Here is a 19,739-nt window from a genome sequence, read left to right as displayed (position 1 = left end):
TGACGATTTTGTCAATATCCTTGACTGACGGCCTACTCATAGGTGACGATATTGTCACCAACGAGGGAGGGCTTCATGGGACACGACGTCGACGGCCACAAGGACATGCACGTGGACCAAGGCGCGCTCCCCGGCGAGCACCCCGGTCGCGCGAAAGATCCGATCATCAAGGTGCGCGACATCGCGTGGCTCGAGTTCCGCAAACCTGATCTGGCCAAGGCCGAGGCGTTCGCCGTGGCGTTCGGATTCACCGTCTCACTGCGCACGTCCGAGGAGATTCACCTCCGCGGCACTCTTATCGGCTCGCCGTGCGTGATCATCCGACGCGGTAAGCGAACGCGTTTCGTCGGTGCAGCGTTCGCCGCCGCCGAGGATGCCGACGTCGTCCGACTCGCCGAGGCCACCGGTCAGCGGGTCCAGCGACTGCCCGACACCCTGGGCGGTATCGCCGTCACTCTGACCGATCCGGGCGGTCAGCCCGTTCAGGTCGTCTCGGGATACACCGAACACCCGGAGCTTCCAGGCCAGGACGCACACACCTACAACTTCGGCGATCCCCGCAACCGGGTGAACGCCACTCAGCGTCCACCGCATCAGCCTGCACGAGTACAACGACTCGGGCATGTGGTGCTGCAGCGAGTGGACTATCTGGAAAACCTGAACTGGTATCTGCACCACCTGGGACTGATCGTCAGCGATTTCCTCTACTACGACGGCCAACGCGACCGGGGCCCGGTGATGAGTTTCATCCGCTGCGATCGCGGCAGCATCCCGTCCGATCATCACACGCTCGCCATGACTCTCGGCCCGTCGGATCGGTACGTGCACTCGGCCTATCAGGTGACCGACATCGACGCCATCGCTGCTGGCGGCGAATTCCTCACCGCGCGTGGATACAAGCATTCCTGGGGTATCGGCAGGCACATCCAGGGCAGCCAGATCTTCGACTACTGGCGTGATCCCGACGGTTTCCTGGTGGAGCACTTCAGCGACGGCGACATGTTCGACAACTCCCTCGAACCCGGTTGGGCCCCGATGACGGCGTCCGGACTGGCCCAGTGGGGGCCGCCCGCGTCCAAGGACTTCCTCGGAATCGCCCCCAGCAGAGCGTCAATACACGAATTGAAATCGATCCTCTCCTCCCTGCGTAACGACAACGAGTTCGACACCGAACGCCTTCGTGGCCTGATGAAAGTGGCATCCTCATGAGCATCGCTGTACTCCGCACCGCCGACGCCTGGTGGGTCGAGACTCCGGCCGGCGCGTCGCGCATCGATACCTCCGCGACCACCACCGCCGAGCTTCTCGCCGACCGCCCAGCCGTCGAGGCAGCTCGGTCCGGCACCGATGTCGTTGCCGTGGAAACGTTGTCATTGATCTCCCCGGTCACCGCACCCTGTCGCGTCATGGCGAACATGACCAATTTCGTTTCGCACGTCAAAGATTCGGGCATGAACCCCGACACTGTGCCGCTGACGTTCTTCCGCAAGACCTCGGGATCGATCAGCGGCCCGACCGATGACATCGTCAAGCCGCCGCATGTGAAGCTGCTCGACTACGAGATCGAGATCGGGCTGGTATTCGGCAAGACGCTCACCGTCGGGACCAAGATCGACGCCTCCAACGTGGCCGAGTACGTCGCCGGACTGGTACTCACCAACGACGTCTCCGCACGTGACGTACAGCTGCCGAAAACCCAGTTCTACGAGGGCAAGTCGTATCCCACCTTCACTCCGGTCGGGCCGCGCCTGGTACTTCTGGAGCCCGGCGAGTTCGACCGGTTCGGCGAACTCGCACTGACCTTGCGGGTCAACGGCTCTGTGCGACAGGACAGTACGGTCGCCGATATGATCTACCGGCCGGTCGAGTCACTCGAGGCTCTGAGCAAGTTCCAGCGCCTCGACGCGGGCGATCTACTGCTCACCGGCACTCCCGGCGGTACCGCTCTCAAAGCCCCGGCCAAGCCGATCGAGATCGTCGGTGCGCTCATTCCGCCGGCAACGAAATGGAAGATCTTCTTCAAGAAGCAGGCCAAGAATCCCGCGTTCCTCAAGGACGGCGACGTCCTCGAGCTCACCAGCTCGACTCCCGACGGCACCCTCGATCTGGGGGTCCAGCGCACCCGGGTCTCCTACCGATGACCGGTACCGAGTCCGACGGCAAGCACTATCCGGTGGTGATCGTCGGTACCGGTCCGACCGGCATGACCGCTGCGCTGCTGTTCGCTCGGTACGGCGTGCCTTGCCTCGTGCTGGACAGGTGGGAGGACGTCTACCCTCAGCCGCGGGCGGTCCACCTCGACGACGAGGTGTACCGCATCCTCGGCGATCTGGGCCTGGCCGAGGACTTCGCGGCCATCTCCCGTCCGGGTCGCGGACTACGGTTGTGCACCAAGGACATCAGAACCCTTGCCGAGTTCGAGCGTGACCCGGACGACCGACCGCACGGCTACCCACAGGCCAATATGTTCGATCAACCCGAACTCGAGCGTCTGATGCGTTCTCACATCGCGCGTTACGAATCCGTGCAGATGCGTGGCGGATGCGAGATCACCGATGTGCAGAACCTGAAGGATTCGGTTCGGGTCCGGTACGACTCGACCGAGGACGGAACGCCACATTGGGTGACCGCCGACTATGTCCTCGGTTGCGACGGTGCCAACAGTGTGGTGCGCAGGTCCATCGGCTCGAAAATGGAGGATCTCGGTTTCGTGCAGCGATGGTTGGTCGTGGATATCGAGACCGACGTCGATCTCGAGCAGTGGGATGGTGTGCACCAGGTGTGCGATTCCGAGCGATCGGCGACGTACATGCGCATCGGCCCCACCCGCTACCGCTGGGAGTTCCAGATGCTCGACGGCGAGACCCTCGACGAGTTCACCGATCTCTCGGCCATCCACCCTTTCATCGCACCGTGGTTCGTTTCCGGCGAGATCCCGGACATGAAGCTGATTCGCAGCGCGGAGTACACCTTTCGTGCACAGGTGGTCGACCGGTGGCGTGATCGCCGGGTGTTCCTGCTCGGCGATTGCGCGCATCTGACGCCGCCCTTCATCGGGCAGGGGATGGGCGCAGGGCTCCGAGATGCGCGCAATCTGGTCTGGAAGATCGTCGGCGTGCTCGACGGGCATCTGAAGGAGACCTCGCTCGACAGCTACGAGACAGAACGAAAGACGCACGCCAAGCAGATGATCGAGTTGGCAGTTGCGATCGGATGGGCCATGACCGGCGGCAGCCGGCTCACTGGCATCATGCGCACGAACATCGCACCCGCCCTGGGCTATCTGCCGTTCATCGGCGCGAAGGTCACCGCCAGCACCACACCGTCACTCGGTCGATCGCAGTACGTGTTGCGTTCGCCCGTGCCGGTTCGCACACTGGCCGGAAAGCTGTGCCCCAACAGCCCGTTGGACAACGGAGCGCGTCTGGACGAACTCGCGCCTGGCCGGTTCCTGTTCGTCTCGTCGACGCCGTTGGCCATCGGGCACCGACGAGAGATCGAACGTCGCGGAGCCGTCGTCGTCGAGGTGGCGGCGTCGTCGGAGCTGGGGGTCTGGCTGCGCAGCGGGCACGCTGTCGCCGCCATCGTACGACCGGACCGCACGGTCATGGCGTCGGGCACCTCGGTGCCGTCCCTGCACACCAAAGTGCCGACCACTGCTTTTCGGACGAGCGATCGAACGGTGGTTCCGCAGGCTCCACTCCTGCCGGGCCCGGCACCCGTTGCGACGAAGCCTGCACCTACCCGCACCGTGAACAAGAGGCGTAGATGAACACTGCAATAGTCACCGGAGCGACGTCCGGAATCGGCGAGGCCGTCGCCGAGGTTCTGATCGCTCGCGGCTACCACGTCATCGGAACGAGCCGCGACAGTTCCTCGGTGGCCGACCCGATACCCGGCGTCGACTACCGCGACCTGGACCTGACGGATCCGGCATCGATCCGCGGGTTCGTGGACGGCATCGCCGACACCACGGTGGATGTGCTCATCAACAACGCGGGTGAAAGCCAGTGCGGCCCACTCGAGGAGCTGCCCATCGGAGCGATCACCCGGCTCTTCCAACTCAACGTCTTCGGAGCGATCGAGTTGACCCAGGCCGTGCTGCCGGGCATGCGAGATCGTGGCAGCGGAAAGATCGTCAACATCGGGTCGATGCTCGCGAGCTTTCCGCTGGCCTACCGTTCGTCGTACGCCGCCACCAAGGCTGCGATCAAGGGGTTCGCCACCGCCGCGCGCTACGAGCTCAAGCCCTTCGGAATCGACATCACCACAGTCGAACCCGGCTCAATCGCCACCGGGCTCTCGGCCCGTCGCACCAAGTACTGCGGCCCGCATTCGCCGTACCTACGCGACTTCACCACGGTGATCTCGCAGCTCGACGCCAAAGAGGCCGAGGGCATCACGGCCGAGACCGTAGCCCTCACCGTCCTCAAAGCCGTCGAGGACAAGAAGACGCTGCCCATCTACGCGGTCGGCAGCAATGCTCCGGCGGTGTTCTTCGCCCAGCGATTGCTGCCGCGTACGGTGCTCGAATTGTTCACGGCCCGCGCCTACGGACTGCCGAGCAAGCGGCCGGTGAACTAGCGGAACAGGTTCGCGACGAACGGAATCGTATCGGCCTGCGACGCGACGAAGGCTCCACTGTGGTCGGTGTTGTAGGCGCTGAACGTCACCGGCTGACCGTTGGCCGTCAGACGGGCGACGTAGGCGGCGGTGGTCGGGAACGGAACGTCGATGTCCTGCACGCCGTTGCCCATGAAGAAGGGCTTGTCGAAACCTGTTTCGGGCATCGCCATGTAGTCGTCGAGCACGGCGGTGAAATTGGGCAGGCCGACCAACGGCGCGGAGAAGAAGTCGCCGATCGTAACGCCGTCGAGTTGTGCCTCGAAATCCGAGACGCACGTCGTCTCGGCCAGGTCGGCGTACTTCTTCCCGAGCGGGGTCAGGATGTCGTCCAGCCCGAGCTCGGGATGCGCGTAGCGCAGTGACGCGCCGATGTACGCGACATAGGCGGTCAGGCCCGACGGTAGTTCCACCGGCGGAACGCCCGGTCCACCGATCGAGACCAACTTCTCGATGTACGCGGGAGTTCCGGTACCGACCGCACCGCGGTAGTCGAGATCGGGGCCGCCGAATTCGGTTGCGTAGCGGGCGGTGTAGATCGCTGCGCCACCGCCCTGGGATTGGCCGACGGCCACCCATGATCGCGAGAGGTCCTCGCTGTAGTTGCGGCCCGCCTTGACCATATCGACCACGTTGTGAGCCGTGGTTCGACCGTCGAGATAGGTCGGCAATCCGGGCGTTCCGAGGCCGGCATAGTCACTGGCGACGATGGCGTAGCCCTGCGCGAGCCAGTTCGCCAGGTACGGCAGATCACGCTCGGCGTAGGTCGGACCGATCAGCGACGGCGCACACGCGTCGCCGAGCCCGGATGTGCCGTGGGCCCACGAGATCACCGGCCAGCCGCCCTCCGGCGCAGCGCCCGGCGGTAGGAAGACGGTGCCGGTGCTCAGAGCCTTCTCACCGAAGGTGTCGGTGGTGACGTAGGTGAGCACCTCGGCCGAGGCCGCGCCGGGAATCCAGAGGTTTCGGTCCAGATCGCGAGTCGAGAAGACGTCACCGATCTCCTCGGTGATCGCCGGTGCAGCCGAAGCAGGTACGGCCAGCAGCGCCGTCACCATGCTCGACGCGACAGTCGCGGCAACTGCGAGGGCACCGATCCGACGACGAGAGGTCACTGGGTCTCCATTCCATTCGAGTGTGCGAAGCCGCCGCGTTCGTCGATGCGCGCCACTTTGTAGTACACGACCGCTCCGATCCACACGACGAAGAACGTGCCGACGACGAGTTGGCCGGCCAGATTGAGATCGATGACGGCCAACGCGTCCCACAGTCCGCCGGTCAACTCGAACTGCTCGGCGAGCAGGGTCAACAGCTGCACCGTGCCGATCACCAGTGCCACGAAGACGGACAGTCCCGTCATCGTCATGTTGTAGTAGATCTTGCGCACCGGCGTCACGAATGCCCAGCCGTACGCCTTGGACATGAAGATGCCGTCGATGGTGTCCATGGTGGTCATGCCCGCGGCGAACAGAACCGGCAGCGCGATGATCGCCATCGGCGGAAGTCCGCCCGCCATGGCCGTCGTGCCTGCGATCGCAAGCAGACCGACCTGCGTGGCGGTATCGAATCCCAGCCCGAACAGCAGACCCAGCGGGTACATCTGCCACGAGTGGTTGATCAGCTTGTCGTAGCGGCCCCGGAACAGTCGATTCATCAGCCCACGCTTGGCCAGCAACTCGTCGAGGCCGGCTTCGGTGAACTCACCTCGTTTCGCGCGTCGCCAGACTCCGACGATTCCCGCGAGCACTGCGATGTTCAACGCCGCGATGAGATACAGGAACGTGCCGGACACCAGCGTGCCGATGATGCCGCCGACTCCGGCGAACGCGTCCTGGAACGCCGTCGCCTGCGACGCGACGAAGGCGATCGCGGCGACGAAGACGAACACGACCGTCGAGTGACCGAGTGAGAAGAAGAGCCCGACGGCCAACGGCCGCTTGCCCTTCTGCAGCAGAAAGCGGGTGGTGTCGTCGATGGCAGCGATGTGATCGGCGTCGAAGGCGTGCCTGAGCCCGAGGGTGTACGCCAACACGCCTGCCCCGGCGTACACGAGGGTGCCGTCGGCCCCGGTGAGTCCGTGGATGCTCGGGATGGAGTCGTAGTGCGTGAACAACCCCCACCCGATCACGTGCAGGGCGGCCACGAAGCCGGCCATCGCCAGCAGTCGGGGGATCTCGTCGAGAGTGAATCGACTCTGCCGTCGGCCGATCTCGGCGCGCGATAGCTCAATCGTCATGGAGACATTGTGGCCGACGACAACGAATTACTCTTCCCGCGCAGCCGCAGCCAGGACGCGCCTCGAATCGCGTTCCACGGACCAGTAGGCCAGGAGGGCGAATACTCCGCCGACGGCCAGCAGCGGAAGGAGCGGAATCAGGCCGACGGTGAGTGAATCCGCCGCGTCGGACACCACACCGACCATAAGTGGGCCGACGGCACCGCCCGCGGTCGCGGCGATCTGCAGCATGCCGAATCCGAGACCCCGATCGTGTGCCGGAACGACGTCGGCGACGCAAGCGGTGAGCGTGGGTAGGGCGAAGGCCGAGAAGAAGGCGAACACGGTGAGGAGGACGACGAACACCACCGTGGAGTTCATCCCGAGCGCAATCGACATGAACACACTTCCCACCAGAATTCCGCTACCGCCCAGCAGTACTCGCCACTGCGCGAGGCTGGTGCCGACCACGGCGCGACGGGTTGCCATCGCTGCGACGAGCGTGCCGACGACGATTCCGAGCAGCGTCATTCCTCCGCCCGACGTCGCGGCGGCAGATTCGGACAGGCCGTACCGGCGTTGGAGCAGACTCGGTAGCCAGAAGGTCAGGCCACCGATCGACAGACTCATGACCGTCAGAGCCGCACCGGTGAACCACAGCGTTCGGATGGGCAGCAGTCGGCGGAGCTGGGCGGCAAGCGGTCCGGACGGTGTGCGGGCCTGCAGGCTCAGGTCTGCGCGGGCCGCCAACCTGTCTGCGTATCCACGTTCGGGTTCTTTCAGACGTGAGACGAGCACTGCGACAAGCAGTCCCGGGATCGTCATGACCATGAACGCCCCGCGCCAGCCCAGCCAGTCCGCCAGTACACCACCCAGGACAATGCCCGCGCCGCCCAGGTATGCCGAGGTTCGCCACCAACCGAACGCGGTGGATCGCGTTGCAGGCGGGTAGAAGTCGGCAAGAAGACTCGCGCTCGCCGGGTTGTCCACGGCCTCCGCAGCGGCTAGACCGACCCGCACGAGGTAGAAGATCAGGAAGGTGGGCGCAAGCGCGGAACCCAACGTCGCCAGCGACCACAGAACGACGACCCACGTCACGATCCTGCCGCGATCGTGACGGTCGGCGAAGTATGCAGCCGGTATCGCCAGGACTCCCGCGGCGATCGCGGACGCACTGGGCAGCGATCCCGCCACCGCGTCGCCGAAACCCCATTCGGCCTGCAGCTGAGGAAGAACCGCGGCCACGAGGCTGAATTCGATACGGTCCACGAAGGCCACGAGGACCAACACGATCGCCGGTCCCCAGCCGAAAGGAAGGACTGCAGAACCGGGCCCGGTTCGCAAGGTCCCGATGGTTCGCCAGCGACTGCCACGATCGACCACTGTGCCTCGATCGATACCGGTCGCCATGCGTCGTCCCCCGATTCAGCGTCACTGGCAGCCTCCACTCGCGGGCCAACAATGCGTCGTTCCTGCAGGCTCCACTCCTGGGCCACTTCGCGATCGATCCCAGTGTGCCCCTTTCGGGGAAATCTCAACATCGGTTGATGTCTCTGTGATTTCCGCCGAACATGCTGACAGGTCACAACGCGGAAGCGGACATTCGGTGCTTCCGTCACGGCAGGATGAGATGGCCGGAAACGAAATGAGTTGGGACGGTGTTTATGTCACGGGTGAGAATCGCGATGTGTGCGCTCGCAGGTCTGGGATCCTTCGCGATCGCCGTTGCGCTACTGCTGCCCACCCTCGTCTACGACCGTCTGGCGGTAACTCCCCTCGACATCGCCGCCACCACGGTGGCCACCACGGCAGAAGGCGCGGGCGGCGAGGTCCTCGACTCGAAGACGATCACCGGCCCCGGCCCCCTGTCGATCGCGACGGATGTCCCACTCGTTCTCCAGCGGTACATCACCGTGGAAGACCCTTCCGACGCAGACCGCGTCACCTTCCAGGTCGGAGCCACGGTGCGACGCGCCGACCGCGACGGGGATGCGAGCCTGCTGACCGCCTCGGTGGATCGAGTGACGAGCGACCGGCGCACCGGCCTGCCCGTCGAGCCCGCCGGATCCCTGCAGACCACAGTCGACTCGCCCGCTATTGCTCTGCCGCGCATGGGGTTACAGCATCGCTTCCCCTTCGATACCCAGCCGATCACGTACACGGTCTACGACGCGACGGCATGGACGAGCTTCGAGGCGAACTTCGTCGAGGAGATCACCATGGAGGGGCTGCCGATCTATCACTTCCGGTCGATCGTGACCGAAGCCGACCTCTCGACCACGACGCAGTCGCCGATCAACTCCGTGACCCTCCCGGCATCGAAGTGGGGACTGGGCGACGGGGACGAGCCGATCACGATGAAGCGCTGGTACTCGAACGTTCGCGACATCTACGTCGAACCCGCGAGCGGGAGCCTGGTGTGGGGACAGGAAACGCCGTACCAGTACTTCGCGCGAGACCCGAAAGTCCCCGAGGTCACGATCTTCAAGGCGTCACTCGCTCTGGACGAAACAGGTCGGCTGGAGCAGGTGGCCTCGGCACGCGACGCGGCGAACAAGTTGGCCTGGTTGACTTCTCGCGGACCACTCCTGGGATACGCGATCGGTGGAGCCTGCCTCGTCGGTGCCGTTGCCGCCGGGGTGATCGGATCCCGCCGCGCGCGTTCGCCCGAGCCCACCCACCGACATGCAGACGAAGCCGAGCACGCGTCGGTGTAGGTGACCTCAGCGCCCACTATTCGGTCCCGCAGACGGGATCGCGATCCTCGATTCGGATTGTGGGCGCTGAGGTCAGTGCGCTATCCCCAGGGCTCCCAGTGCCATTGCGCGCAACACGGGACGAGCATTCTTCGACGGAGTACGCCCCGCACTGTTGGGCGTGGAGTTGATCAGGCCGAAGACCGCGTGTGCCGTAGTTCGCGCGTCGGCCTCGCTCAGTTCCGGGCCGACGGCACAGAGCACCCCGACCCACAGTTCCACGTACTCACGCTGCATCCGGCGCACCTTGCGTCGAGCGCCCTCGGGAAGGCTCTGCAGGTCGCGATCCTGGATTCTGATGAATGCCGGTGTGTCGAAAGCAAAGTCGAGGTGGAACTCGACCAACGCAGACAACGTATCCACGGCAGCCCCACCACGATCGACCACCGCACGGCCACCGTCGAGCAGATACTCCGAGATCCCGACCATCAGCTCGACGAGCACTGCCTCCTTGTTCGGGAAGTGCCGGTAGACGGCCGGTCCGCTGACACCGACGGCCGCGCCCAGATCCTCGAGGCGCACCGAGGTGAATCCGCGTTCGGCGAACAGCGATGCTGCGGCATCGAGCAACTGCTGTCGACGCTCGGCCTTGCGCTGCTCTCGCACCGTCGTCGGTTTTGCCTCCAACTCCTGCATTGGCTCCCCCTCGACCCTGGACTCTCAGTTAATCGTAGTTTACTATGATGTCAGTTATCAACCATTAACTGAACTCCTGTGACACCGGCGTCCAACCCCTAAGGCGTGCACCTCATGGCAATCGATATTGCTGCCAACCGGGCAGATCACGAGCTCCTCACCAGCGAGCTGGCCGAACGGCTCGCCGCGGCGGCGCTCGGCGGTAGCGAAAAGTCCCGGGAACGCCACATCGCGCGAGGCAAACTCCTCCCCCGCGACCGCGTCGACGAGCTACTGGATCCAGGCAGCCCCTTCCTGGAAATCGCACCGCTGGCTGCCAACGGTCTCTACGACGACGAGTGCCCCGGCGCAGGAGTGATCGCCGGCATCGGCCGCGTTTCCGGTCGCGAATGCGTCATCGTCGCCAACGACGCCACGGTCAAGGGCGGTACGTACTACCCGATGACGGTGAAGAAGCATCTGCGCGCGCAGGAGATCGCACTGCAGAACACCCTGCCGTGTATCTACCTCGTCGACTCGGGCGGCGCATTCCTACCCCGACAGGACGAGGTGTTTCCCGACCGCGACCACTTCGGTCGCATCTTCTTCAATCAGGCGACCATGAGCGCCAAGGGAATTGCGCAGATCGCCGCCGTCATGGGTTCGTGCACCGCGGGCGGCGCCTACGTGCCTGCGATGAGCGACGAAGCCATCATCGTCAAGAACCAGGGCACCATCTTCCTCGGCGGCCCACCGCTGGTGAAGGCCGCGACCGGCGAGGTCGTCACCGCAGAAGAACTCGGCGGTGGTGATCTGCACTCCAAGATCTCCGGCGTCACCGACCATCTCGCCGACGACGACCGCGACGCACTGCACCGCGTCCGCCGCATCGTCTCCACCCTCGGACCCCGCACGGCGCGGCCGTGGGACCTCCTCCCCACACGCGCACCCCTGGCCGACCAAACCGAGCTCTACGACGTCGTCCCCACCGATCCCCGCACCCCGTACGACGTGCGTGAGGTGATCACCCGGGTGGTCGATGCAGGCGAATTCGACGAGTTCAAAGCCGAATACGGCAGGACGCTCGTCACCGGATTCGCGCACCTCCACGGTCATCCCGTCGGAATCGTCGCCAACAACGGCGTGCTGTTCGCCGAATCTGCCATGAAGGGCGCACATTTCATCGAACTGTGCGACAAGCGCAGCATCCCGCTCGTCTTCCTGCAGAACATCTCCGGCTTCATGGTCGGCCGCGACTACGAGGCAGGCGGCATCGCCAAACACGGCGCGAAGATGGTCACCGCGGTGGCGTGTGCCCGCGTACCCAAGATCACCGTCGTCATCGGCGGTTCCTACGGCGCAGGCAACTACTCGATGTGCGGCAGAGCGTATTCACCACGTTTCTTGTTCATGTGGCCCAACGCGCGAATCTCGGTGATGGGCGGCGAGCAGGCGGCCTCGGTGCTCGCTACGGTGCGCAGCGACCAGCTCGATGCAGCGGGTCAGCCGTGGGGTGACGAGGACCAGGAATCGTTCAAGGCTCCGATCCGCGAGCAGTACGAAAGCCAGGGCAACCCTTACTATTCGACGGCCCGCTTGTGGGACGACGGCATCATCGACCCGGCCGATACCCGCCAGGTTCTCGGACTGGCCCTCTCGGCGTGCACCAATGCGCCGCTCGAGCCGGTCTCCTACGGCGTTTTCAGGATGTGACAGATATGACCACAATAGACACCATTCTGATCGCCAACCGAGGCGAGATCGCCGTGCGGGTGGCACGAACCCTGCGCCGCATGGGGATTCGCACCGTTGCCGTCTACAGCGACGCCGATGCCGACGCCCGCCACGTCCACGAGGCCGACACCGCCGTACGCCTAGGTCCCGCCAACGCTCGCGAGAGCTACCTCGACATCGCCAAGGTGATCGCGGCTGCGAAAGCCACAGGAGCGCAGGGCATTCATCCCGGATACGGATTTCTCTCCGAGAACTCCGAGTTCGCATCCGCCTGTGCCGAAGCCGGAATCGCATTTCTGGGCCCTCCCGCGAAAGCCATCGAAGTGATGGGCGACAAGATCGCCGCGAAGGCCGCTGTCAGCGCATTCGGCGTGCCCGTCGTCCCGGGAATTTCTCGCGCCGGCCTCACCGACGCCGACCTCATCGCCGGCGCGCCGGACGTCGGATTCCCGGTGCTGGTCAAACCCTCCGCCGGTGGCGGCGGAAAGGGTATGCGTCTGGTCGAGCGCGCCGAGGACCTCCCTGCAGCGTTGACGAGCGCACGCCGCGAGGCGGCCTCGTCGTTCGGAGACGACACCCTCTTCCTCGAGCGATTCGTGTTGCGCCCTCGGCACATCGAAGTACAGATCCTCGCCGACGGACACGGCAATGTCATCCACCTCGGCGAACGCGAATGCAGCCTGCAACGACGCCATCAGAAGGTCATCGAGGAAGCACCGTCACCGCTGCTCGACGACGCAACCCGCGCACACATCGGCGAGGCCGCCTGCAACACTGCCCGCAGCGTGGACTACTCCGGTGCCGGCACAGTCGAATTCATCGTCTCGGCCGAGCGCCCCGACGAGTTCTTCTTCATGGAGATGAACACCCGCCTGCAGGTCGAGCACCCGGTCACCGAGATGGTCACCGGACTCGACCTCGTCGAGTGGCAGGTGCGGGTGGCATCGGGCGAACCCCTGACTCTCGCGCAGGACGATATCGCGCTCACCGGACATGCGATCGAGGCCCGCGTCTACGCCGAGGATCCCGGCCGCGGATTTCTCCCCACCGGCGGTGCCGTCGTCGGATTGCGCGAGCCATCTGCACCGGGAATCCGCGTCGACTCCGGCCTAGCCGTCGGAACGGAGGTGGGCAGCAACTACGACCCCATGCTCTCGAAGGTCATCGCGCACGGACCCGATCGCGCGACCGCACTGCGCAGCCTCGATCGTGCACTGGCCGACACCGCGGTACTCGGGGTCGTCACCAACATCGAGTTCGCACGATTCCTGCTCGCCGACAACGATGTTCGTGCCGGCAATCTCGACACCGGCCTGCTCGATCGTCGCGTCGAGCACTTCTCCCCCACCGAGGCAACCGACGAGGCACTGATCGCCGCGACTGCGGTGGCGTGGCTCGACGCGTGGCAGGCCGCGGGACAGGACATCTGGGCGGCACCATCGGGGTGGCGTGTCGGCGCGAAAGCGTCGTTCCATCGTCGCCTCGCGTCCGGAGGTCGGACGGCGCATGTGGCCATCACCGGTACCGCGACTGCGGCAACGGTCGTCGTCGACGAGGCATCGCCGCGGACCCTCCGGGCAACGGCCACCGAGGATTCTGTGGATCTGGCGATCGATGGTCTACGCGAGTCGATGACCTTCGCCCGAAGCGGCTCGGCCACCTGGATTCACAGCTCCCGCGGCACCTGGCGCATCGATCGGATTGCCGAGGCGAGCGTCCGCGAAGACGATGACCACTCCGGTGACGCCGAGATCCTCTCGCCGATGCCGGGTTCGATCATCGCGATCGGAACAACCACCGGCAGCGCCGTCACCGCAGGCACGGCCATCGTCGTCGTCGAGGCGATGAAGATGGAACACACCCTGACCACCCCGATCGACGGCACGGTCGAACTGACTGTCGCAGTGGGGGATCAGGTCCGCGTCGATCAGATCCTCGCCCGAATCGTTCCCACACACACCGAAGAGGACCAGCCATGACCGATCACCTGTCGTCGTCTAATCTGCCCGACGAGTACCAGCAGCTGGTCAAATCCGTTGCCGACTTCACCCGGACGGTCGTAGCACCGGTCTCGGCGAAACACGATGCCGAGCATTCCTTTCCGTACGAGGTAGTCGCAGGCATGGCCGAGATGGGCCTGTTCGGCCTGCCGTTTCCCGAGGAGTTCGGCGGCATGGGCGGCGATTACTTCGCGTTGTGCCTGGCGCTCGAGGAGCTCGGCAAGGTCGATCAGAGCGTTGCCATGACCCTCGAAGCCGGCGTCTCGCTCGGCGCAATGCCCGTCTACCGCTTCGGCAACGACGAGCAGAAGCAGCAGTGGCTGCCCAAGCTCACCGCAGGCAAGGCCCTCGCCGCGTTCGGCCTGACCGAGCCCGGTGCCGGTAGCGACGCGGGCGGCACCAAGACCACCGCCAAGCGCGACGGCAACGACTGGATCATCAACGGCAGCAAGCAGTTCATCACCAACTCCGGCACGGACATCACCGAACTGGTCACCGTCACCGCGGTGACCGGCGTCGACGAGGCGACCGGACGCAAGCAGATCTCCTCGATCCTCGTCCCCACCGACACCCCGGGCTTCGTCGCAGAGGCTGCGTACAACAAGGTCGGCTGGAATGCGTCCGACACACACCCACTGAGCTTCACCGATGTGCGTGTACCGCAGGAGAATCTGCTCGGAGAGGAAGGCCGCGGGTACGCGAACTTCCTGCACATCCTCGACGAGGGCCGCATCGCGATCGCCGCGGTATCGGTCGGTGCCGCGCAAGGCTGCGTCGACGAGAGCGTCAAGTACGCCAAGGAGCGCGAGGCCTTCGGTGCCCCGATCGCACGCAATCAAGCGATCTCGTTCAAGATCGCCCGCATGGAGGCCCGCGCCCACACCGCGCGAACCGCGTACTACGACGCAGCGGCATTGATGTTGGCGGGCAAGCCGTTCAAGAAGGCGGCGTCCATCGCCAAGCTCGTCGCCTCCGAGGCCGCCATGGACAATGCGCGCGATGCGACGCAGATTCACGGCGGCTACGGCTTCATGAACGAGTACGTGGTCGCTCGGCACTACCGCGACAGCAAGATCCTCGAAATCGGTGAAGGCACAACAGAGGTTCAGTTGATGCTCATCGCCCGGAGCCTGGGACTGTGAGCAACAAGCGAATTCGCCAACGCGGCCTGTGGTTCGAGGAGATGGAACTCGGCACCGTCTACGAGCACCGACCCGGCCGCACCATCACCGAGGCCGACAACACGCTGTTCACCACCCAGACGATGAACACCCAGGCCCTGCACCTCGACGCGGCCTACAGCGAGACAACACCTTTCGGCCAGCGACTGGTGAACTCGATGTTCACCGTGTCCACGCTCGTCGGACTGTCGGTGACGCAGTTGACCCAGGGCACCATCGTGGCGAATCTCGGCTTTTCGGAGGTGTCGTTCCCCAAGCCGCTGTTCCACGGCGACACGCTCTACGCCGAGACGGTGATCTCGGACAAACGCGAATCGAAATCTCGCCCCGGCGAGGGCATCGTCACGTTCACGCACACCGGTCGAAATCAGCACGGGGACGTCGTCGCGATCGCCGTGCGCAAGACGCTCGTCCAGATGCAACCACCGGAGGAGGCGTCGTGAACCCCGGGCAGGCCGGAGGCCGGTCGCAATGTTGGGTTCCGCCGGGGCCGGCGTGGCTGTTCTGCCCGGCAGACCGGCCCGAGCGCTACGACAAGGCCGCAGCACGAGCGGATGTGGTCATTCTCGATCTCGAGGATGCCGTCGGTGCCGCGGACAAAGCGGGTGCTCGTGAGTCCGTGGCCACTACCCCGCTGGATCCGTCGCGCACTATCGTCCGGGTCAACGCGCACGGCACCGACGATCGGGCTGCGGACCTCGAGGCGTTGGAGCAAACCCAGTACACGACCGTCATGCTCCCCAAATGCGAATCGGCAGAACAGATCGCGGCTCTGGCTCCGCTGAATGTCGTCGCGCTGATCGAGTCCCCGCTCGGCGCGATGACGGTGTTCGACGCCCTCGCCGCCGACAATGCGATCGGTGCCATGTGGGGTGCCGAGGATCTGGTGGCCGCCATGGGTGGCAACTCGAGCAGGCTTTCCAACGGCCAGTATCGTGCAGTGGCGCAGCATGTTCGGTCGCAGACCTTGCTCGCAGCCAAGGCACGCGGGGTGTTCGCATTGGACTCGGTGTTCCTCGACATCCCCGATCTCGACGGTGTCCGCGCGGAAGCCGACGATGCTGTGGCCGTCGGCTTCGACGGCAAGGTGGCCATTCACCCGAGCCACATCCCCGTCATACGCCAGGCCTATGCGCCCACTGCCGAGGAAATCGAGTGGGCGACCGCCGTGCTCGACGCCGTGTCGCACAATCGCGGCGTCTTCACCTTCCGTGGCCAGATGGTCGATGCCCCGGTGCTCGCGCACGCCCGACGCATCGTCGCGCGCAGTTCCCTCTCCTAGCCGAGTACTTGCACGCGCCGTTAATTGTCGGCGCGGTATGGTGGGTGGTCACGAGTACAGGCATCGAGAGGCACGACATGAGCGCACACGACCCCGCCCTGACTGCCCTTGCGCAGAATTGGCTTGCGCTTGCGGTCCTGCACGGGCGTATCGAAAGCCGCATCGAGCGGGCGCTGCAGACCAACCACAATCTCAGCGCGCGCGAGTACTGGCTGCTCGACGTCCTGGGCAGGCCGCACGACGGGGTCGGCGGTCACCTGCAGATGAAGCAGGTGGCCGACGCCGTCGTGTTGAGCCAGAGCGCCACGACCCGCCTGGTCACTCGCCTCGAGGATCGCGGGCTGCTCACTCGGTACCTGTGCCCCACCGATCGCCGCGGTATCTACACCGACGTCAGCGAAGAAGGCCTGGCCCTACTCGAGGCAGCCCGACCGACCAACGAAGCGGCGTTGCGCGAGGCTCTCGACGAGGCGTCGACCGAGCCGGATCTCGTCCCACTGGTGGACGCCGTCCGCCGCTCCGAGGGCTGACATCACTGCAGTTCGTCGACGACCGTTCGGGTCGCGTCGGCAACCAGGGTGTTCATAGCAGGTGAATCCTCGACACCCGAGGTCGTCGTGCTGAGGACGACGACCAGAATCTTCTGCCCGTCGGAGCCGAGCAGCAGTCCGGCGTCGTTCGAGACGCCGTAGCTGCCGGTGCCGGTCTTGTCGGCCGAGGTCCACCCCACCGGGAGCGCAGCCCGGAACCGGGCGTCAGAAGTCTGGGTGTCGGCCATCCACGCCAGTAGCTGATAGCGCGAGGCCGGAGTCAGTACGTCGCCGTCGAGCAGGGTTCGGTAGCCGGCGGCCATCGAGTTCGGTGTCGTGGTGTCCCGTGGATCGCCGGGGATGGCGGTGTTGAGTTCCGGTTCGGTGCGATCGAGCCGGAATTCGGTGTCACCGAGAGAACGCGCGAACTCGGTGAGGGCTGCCGTTCCACCTGCCTCACGAATCAGAAGATTGCCGGAGGTGTTGTCGCTCTTGGTCAATGCGGCTGCGGCCAAGTCTGCGATCGTGACGACCGACCCGGGTGCCCAATCGACTGCGGAGTCGGGCACCTTGTCCTCCGCGGTCACCGTTCTGGTGTCGGACAGCTGCAGGGTCCCCGCATCGACGGCCGCAAGTACGGCACCGACGGCGTACACCTTGAAGGTGGAGCAGAACGCGAAACGTTCGTCGCCGCGATGACTTTCGGAGGCCCCGGTAGAGAGATCGACGGCACTGACGCCGAGTCGGGCGATGTCTCCGGCCTCGAGATCGAGATAGGCCTGCTCGGTACTGGACTGCTCGGTACTGGATTGCTCGGTACTGGATTGGGCTGTGCTCGAGTCCGTTCTCGGCAGTTCGGAGGTGGTGGTCGGCGAGGAACAGGCAACGCCTGCGGTCAGCATCGCTGCCGCGATCACGGTGACCAGTCGGGTGGATGTCGAGGTACGCATGCCGACAGCCGATCACACACAGTCGCGCTCGAGCCAAGTCGCGTGACCCTACTCCGTCATTCCTCTTCGGTATCGGAGCAGGTAGGCGTGTTTCAATAGGTCGGTGGATCTGCTTCGCCATCTCGAATACTTCGTCGCTGTCGCCGAGGAGCGCCATTTCGGTCGAGCTGCCGCCACTCTCGGGGTGACACAGCCGCCCGTCTCCCGGGCGATCAAGGCCCTCGAGAAGCACCTCGGGCTCACTCTCGTCGAGCGAACACCCGATGGTGCCACCATCACCGAACACGGTGCGGCGCTGCTGCCCCGAGCCAGGCTGATCGTCGAGGACTCCCGCCTACTGACCTCTGCGGCACATTCGCTCACCACATCCGGGACTATCCGAATCGGCCTGATACCCCAGCTCGACGACTCGATAGCCGCGCGCGTCGCCGCCGCCGTCGGCGCGTCGGCGCGTGTGGAGACCGCTACCGCGGTGTCTTTGCTCGACCGGTTGCGCGCGCACGAACTCGACGTTGCGGTGATCGACCATCCGATGGTGCTCGATCGGCTCGCAGCAGGTCCGGTGATTGCCTTGCCTCGACGCGTCTGCGTTCCCGTCGCGCACCGATCGGCGCGTGCCGCGCGTCCACGCCTGACGATGTTGTCCGATCTCGCCTTCGCCACCACGCCGCGCATCGCGAACCCACCCGCGCACGATCTGATGCTCGACGTCTTCCGCCGTCATGCACTCGATCCGGACGTGCACGTTGCGGCAACTTTTCGCGACTTGAACACCGCCGTGGCATCCGGTCGGAGCTTCGGCCTCGTGCCGACAGCGGGCCCGGCGCTGCCCGGCACCGCCCACCTCGACCTCGCGGCCGAGGACGTCGCGCTGCGCGTGCGTATCGTCCGTCGCGACGGAGAGGTGGGATCGCTCACGCACATGATCGATCGAATCCTGTTACAGGCCAGCAGATGAATCCGATCGAAGAGCAATTGCACGCAGTGTTCGCCGACGCCGGCTGCCGGGGTTGGGTGCGGGCCGAGCGCATCGACGGCGCGGGTTCGATCGTCGACCTCGAGGGTGACGACCCAGTCGTTGCCGCGTCGGTGTGGAAGCTGGTCCTGCTGGTTGCAACGGCTCGGGCATTCGACGAGGGTGACTTGACTGCAATGGATCCCGTGCGGCTGGTTCCATCCCAGTGCAGTCCTGGACCTACCGGAATTTCGAGCTGCTCCGATCCGGTGACGATGAGTTGGCGCGATGTGGCTCGATCGATGATCACCGTGTCCGACAACGCAGCTGCCGACGCGTTGCTCGGTGCTGTAGGACTCGACGCGATCGCGGATGTGATCGACTTTCTCGGACTGGAGAACACCCGGATCGTCGGCGGCACGAAGACTTTGGGCGCTCAGATCGTTCGCGACACGGGTCGGCTGAGTGCAGACGAGGCGTTGGGTCTGCTGGCGAGCAACTACACGGTGATCGACAGTGCCGGTTTCGATCCCGCGTACACCTCGTCGACAACACCCCGTGACAGCAATACGGTACTGCGAGCGATCTGGCTGGGTACCGCAGCATCTCCAGAGCAGTGCGACTACATGAAGCGCGTTCTGTCTCAGCAGGTGTGGCCGCACAGAATCCGAAGCGGCCTTCCGTTTCCCGACGTTCAGGTGGCGGGAAAAACCGGGACGATCGGACCCATCCGCAACGAGGTAGCGGTGGTCTCGTTCCCGGGCGAGCACCCGGTAGCGGTTTCGGTGTTCACCAGGGCAGCGCGCATGGATCTGTTTCTCCCCCTTGTCGATCGAGCGATCGGCACGGCCGCGCGTATCGCAGTCACAGCCGTGCGCCGATCACCGTAGCCGGCAAC

At 65.0% G+C, this 19,739-nt stretch carries 18 protein-coding genes; 13 read left to right on the top strand and 5 right to left on the bottom strand.

Annotation, left to right across the window (positions count from 1 at the left end; genetic code table 11):
- The first annotated feature begins 75 nt into the window (after positions 1-75).
- The 4 genes from R4P57_RS07225 to R4P57_RS07210 are packed head-to-tail and all read left to right on the top strand — an operon-like array spanning position 76 to position 4,584.
- Positions 76-1,209 carry a VOC family protein gene (locus R4P57_RS07225; RefSeq protein ID WP_317802154.1) on the top strand — a complete coding sequence of 378 codons (1,134 nt, stop codon included), beginning with the start codon at positions 76-78 and terminating at the stop codon, positions 1,207-1,209.
- Complete coding sequence (locus tag R4P57_RS07220) at positions 1,206-2,141, top strand: fumarylacetoacetate hydrolase family protein (protein ID WP_317802153.1); 936 nt, start codon at positions 1,206-1,208, stop codon at positions 2,139-2,141. The genes R4P57_RS07225 and R4P57_RS07220 overlap by 4 nt, the downstream gene beginning before the upstream one ends.
- The gene (locus R4P57_RS07215) at positions 2,138-3,772 is read left to right on the top strand and encodes a bifunctional 3-(3-hydroxy-phenyl)propionate/3-hydroxycinnamic acid hydroxylase (RefSeq protein WP_317802152.1); all 1,635 of its coding nucleotides are present in this window, start codon (positions 2,138-2,140) and stop codon (positions 3,770-3,772) included. Before R4P57_RS07220 ends, R4P57_RS07215 begins: the two co-directional genes overlap by 4 nt.
- The gene (locus R4P57_RS07210; RefSeq protein WP_317802151.1) at positions 3,769-4,584 is read left to right on the top strand and encodes an SDR family oxidoreductase; all 816 of its coding nucleotides are present in this window, start codon (positions 3,769-3,771) and stop codon (positions 4,582-4,584) included. Before R4P57_RS07215 ends, R4P57_RS07210 begins: the two co-directional genes overlap by 4 nt.
- Here R4P57_RS07210 and R4P57_RS07205 read toward each other — a convergent pair.
- The 3 genes from R4P57_RS07205 to R4P57_RS07195 are packed head-to-tail and all read right to left on the bottom strand — an operon-like array spanning position 4,581 to position 8,248.
- Positions 4,581-5,681: a lipase family protein gene (locus R4P57_RS07205; protein WP_317802326.1), complete on the bottom strand. Its 1,101-nt coding sequence runs from the start codon at positions 5,679-5,681 to the stop codon at positions 4,581-4,583. The genes R4P57_RS07210 and R4P57_RS07205 overlap by 4 nt on opposite strands.
- Positions 5,682-5,734: 53 nt before the next feature.
- The gene (locus R4P57_RS07200) at positions 5,735-6,859 is read right to left on the bottom strand and encodes a HoxN/HupN/NixA family nickel/cobalt transporter (protein WP_317802150.1); all 1,125 of its coding nucleotides are present in this window, start codon (positions 6,857-6,859) and stop codon (positions 5,735-5,737) included.
- A gap of 27 nt (positions 6,860-6,886) precedes the next feature.
- The gene (locus R4P57_RS07195; RefSeq protein WP_317802149.1) at positions 6,887-8,248 is read right to left on the bottom strand and encodes an MFS transporter; all 1,362 of its coding nucleotides are present in this window, start codon (positions 8,246-8,248) and stop codon (positions 6,887-6,889) included.
- Positions 8,249-8,502: 254 nt separating this feature from the next.
- On the opposite strand from R4P57_RS07195, the gene R4P57_RS07190 reads away from it, so the two are divergent.
- The gene (locus R4P57_RS07190; protein ID WP_317802148.1) at positions 8,503-9,555 is read left to right on the top strand and encodes a DUF3068 domain-containing protein; all 1,053 of its coding nucleotides are present in this window, start codon (positions 8,503-8,505) and stop codon (positions 9,553-9,555) included.
- A gap of 72 nt (positions 9,556-9,627) precedes the next feature.
- Here R4P57_RS07190 and R4P57_RS07185 read toward each other — a convergent pair whose 3' ends face one another.
- Complete coding sequence (locus R4P57_RS07185; RefSeq protein ID WP_317802147.1) at positions 9,628-10,230, bottom strand: TetR/AcrR family transcriptional regulator; 603 nt, start codon at positions 10,228-10,230, stop codon at positions 9,628-9,630.
- 114 nt (positions 10,231-10,344) lie between these two features.
- Between R4P57_RS07185 and R4P57_RS07180 the strand changes: the two genes are divergently transcribed.
- The 6 genes from R4P57_RS07180 to R4P57_RS07155 all read left to right on the top strand — a co-directional run bounded on the left by R4P57_RS07180 (position 10,345) and on the right by R4P57_RS07155 (position 16,936).
- Complete coding sequence (locus R4P57_RS07180; protein WP_317802146.1) at positions 10,345-11,922, top strand: carboxyl transferase domain-containing protein; 1,578 nt, start codon at positions 10,345-10,347, stop codon at positions 11,920-11,922.
- 5 nt (positions 11,923-11,927) lie between these two features.
- A complete protein-coding gene (locus R4P57_RS07175; RefSeq protein ID WP_317802145.1) occupies positions 11,928-13,922 on the top strand; it encodes an acetyl/propionyl/methylcrotonyl-CoA carboxylase subunit alpha in 1,995 nt (664 codons plus the stop codon).
- On the top strand, positions 13,919-15,085 hold the full coding sequence (locus tag R4P57_RS07170; RefSeq protein ID WP_317802144.1) for an acyl-CoA dehydrogenase family protein: 1,167 nt from the start codon (positions 13,919-13,921) through the stop codon (positions 15,083-15,085). Before R4P57_RS07175 ends, R4P57_RS07170 begins: the two co-directional genes overlap by 4 nt.
- A complete protein-coding gene (locus R4P57_RS07165; RefSeq protein ID WP_411742316.1) occupies positions 15,082-15,567 on the top strand; it encodes a MaoC family dehydratase in 486 nt (161 codons plus the stop codon). The genes R4P57_RS07170 and R4P57_RS07165 overlap by 4 nt, the downstream gene beginning before the upstream one ends.
- Positions 15,564-16,406 carry a CoA ester lyase gene (locus tag R4P57_RS07160; RefSeq protein ID WP_317802143.1) on the top strand — a complete coding sequence of 281 codons (843 nt, stop codon included), beginning with the start codon at positions 15,564-15,566 and terminating at the stop codon, positions 16,404-16,406. Before R4P57_RS07165 ends, R4P57_RS07160 begins: the two co-directional genes overlap by 4 nt.
- Before the next feature lie 77 nt (positions 16,407-16,483).
- Positions 16,484-16,936 carry a MarR family winged helix-turn-helix transcriptional regulator gene (locus tag R4P57_RS07155; RefSeq protein ID WP_317802142.1) on the top strand — a complete coding sequence of 151 codons (453 nt, stop codon included), beginning with the start codon at positions 16,484-16,486 and terminating at the stop codon, positions 16,934-16,936.
- 2 nt (positions 16,937-16,938) lie between these two features.
- On the opposite strand, the gene bla is transcribed toward R4P57_RS07155, so the two are convergent.
- Complete coding sequence (gene bla, locus R4P57_RS07150) at positions 16,939-17,886, bottom strand: class A beta-lactamase (RefSeq protein WP_317802141.1); 948 nt, start codon at positions 17,884-17,886, stop codon at positions 16,939-16,941.
- A gap of 103 nt (positions 17,887-17,989) precedes the next feature.
- Here bla and R4P57_RS07145 point away from each other — a divergent pair, with 103 nt between their 5' ends.
- A complete protein-coding gene (locus R4P57_RS07145) occupies positions 17,990-18,844 on the top strand; it encodes a LysR family transcriptional regulator (RefSeq protein ID WP_317802140.1) in 855 nt (284 codons plus the stop codon).
- Positions 18,841-19,731 carry a serine hydrolase gene (locus R4P57_RS07140; protein WP_317802139.1) on the top strand — a complete coding sequence of 297 codons (891 nt, stop codon included), beginning with the start codon at positions 18,841-18,843 and terminating at the stop codon, positions 19,729-19,731. Before R4P57_RS07145 ends, R4P57_RS07140 begins: the two co-directional genes overlap by 4 nt.
- The last annotated feature ends 8 nt before the right edge of the window (positions 19,732-19,739 follow it).

It is taken from the genome of Rhodococcus sp. IEGM 1330, from assembly GCF_033142445.1.
GTDB lineage: Bacteria > Actinomycetota > Actinomycetes > Mycobacteriales > Mycobacteriaceae > Rhodococcoides.
This window is presented reverse-complemented; position numbering and strand designations above follow the sequence as displayed.

What these genes read in the sequence shown, in the direction of transcription:
- R4P57_RS07225 (WP_317802154.1), top strand. Translation starts at nt 76, where the DNA reads ATGGGACACGACGTCGACGGCCACAAGGACATGCACGTGGACCAAGGC.
- R4P57_RS07220 (WP_317802153.1), top strand. Translation starts at nt 1,206, where the DNA reads ATGAGCATCGCTGTACTCCGCACCGCCGACGCCTGGTGGGTCGAGACT.
- R4P57_RS07215 (WP_317802152.1), top strand. Translation starts at nt 2,138, where the DNA reads ATGACCGGTACCGAGTCCGACGGCAAGCACTATCCGGTGGTGATCGTC.
- R4P57_RS07210 (WP_317802151.1), top strand. Translation starts at nt 3,769, where the DNA reads ATGAACACTGCAATAGTCACCGGAGCGACGTCCGGAATCGGCGAGGCC.
- R4P57_RS07205 (WP_317802326.1), bottom strand. Translation starts at nt 5,681, where the DNA reads ATGGTGACGGCGCTGCTGGCCGTACCTGCTTCGGCTGCACCGGCGATC.
- R4P57_RS07200 (WP_317802150.1), bottom strand. Translation starts at nt 6,859, where the DNA reads ATGACGATTGAGCTATCGCGCGCCGAGATCGGCCGACGGCAGAGTCGA.
- R4P57_RS07195 (WP_317802149.1), bottom strand. Translation starts at nt 8,248, where the DNA reads ATGGCGACCGGTATCGATCGAGGCACAGTGGTCGATCGTGGCAGTCGC.
- R4P57_RS07190 (WP_317802148.1), top strand. Translation starts at nt 8,503, where the DNA reads ATGTCACGGGTGAGAATCGCGATGTGTGCGCTCGCAGGTCTGGGATCC.
- R4P57_RS07185 (WP_317802147.1), bottom strand. Translation starts at nt 10,230, where the DNA reads ATGCAGGAGTTGGAGGCAAAACCGACGACGGTGCGAGAGCAGCGCAAG.
- R4P57_RS07180 (WP_317802146.1), top strand. Translation starts at nt 10,345, where the DNA reads ATGGCAATCGATATTGCTGCCAACCGGGCAGATCACGAGCTCCTCACC.
- R4P57_RS07175 (WP_317802145.1), top strand. Translation starts at nt 11,928, where the DNA reads ATGACCACAATAGACACCATTCTGATCGCCAACCGAGGCGAGATCGCC.
- R4P57_RS07170 (WP_317802144.1), top strand. Translation starts at nt 13,919, where the DNA reads ATGACCGATCACCTGTCGTCGTCTAATCTGCCCGACGAGTACCAGCAG.
- R4P57_RS07155 (WP_317802142.1), top strand. Translation starts at nt 16,484, where the DNA reads ATGAGCGCACACGACCCCGCCCTGACTGCCCTTGCGCAGAATTGGCTT.
- bla (WP_317802141.1), bottom strand. Translation starts at nt 17,886, where the DNA reads ATGCGTACCTCGACATCCACCCGACTGGTCACCGTGATCGCGGCAGCG.
- R4P57_RS07140 (WP_317802139.1), top strand. Translation starts at nt 18,841, where the DNA reads ATGAATCCGATCGAAGAGCAATTGCACGCAGTGTTCGCCGACGCCGGC.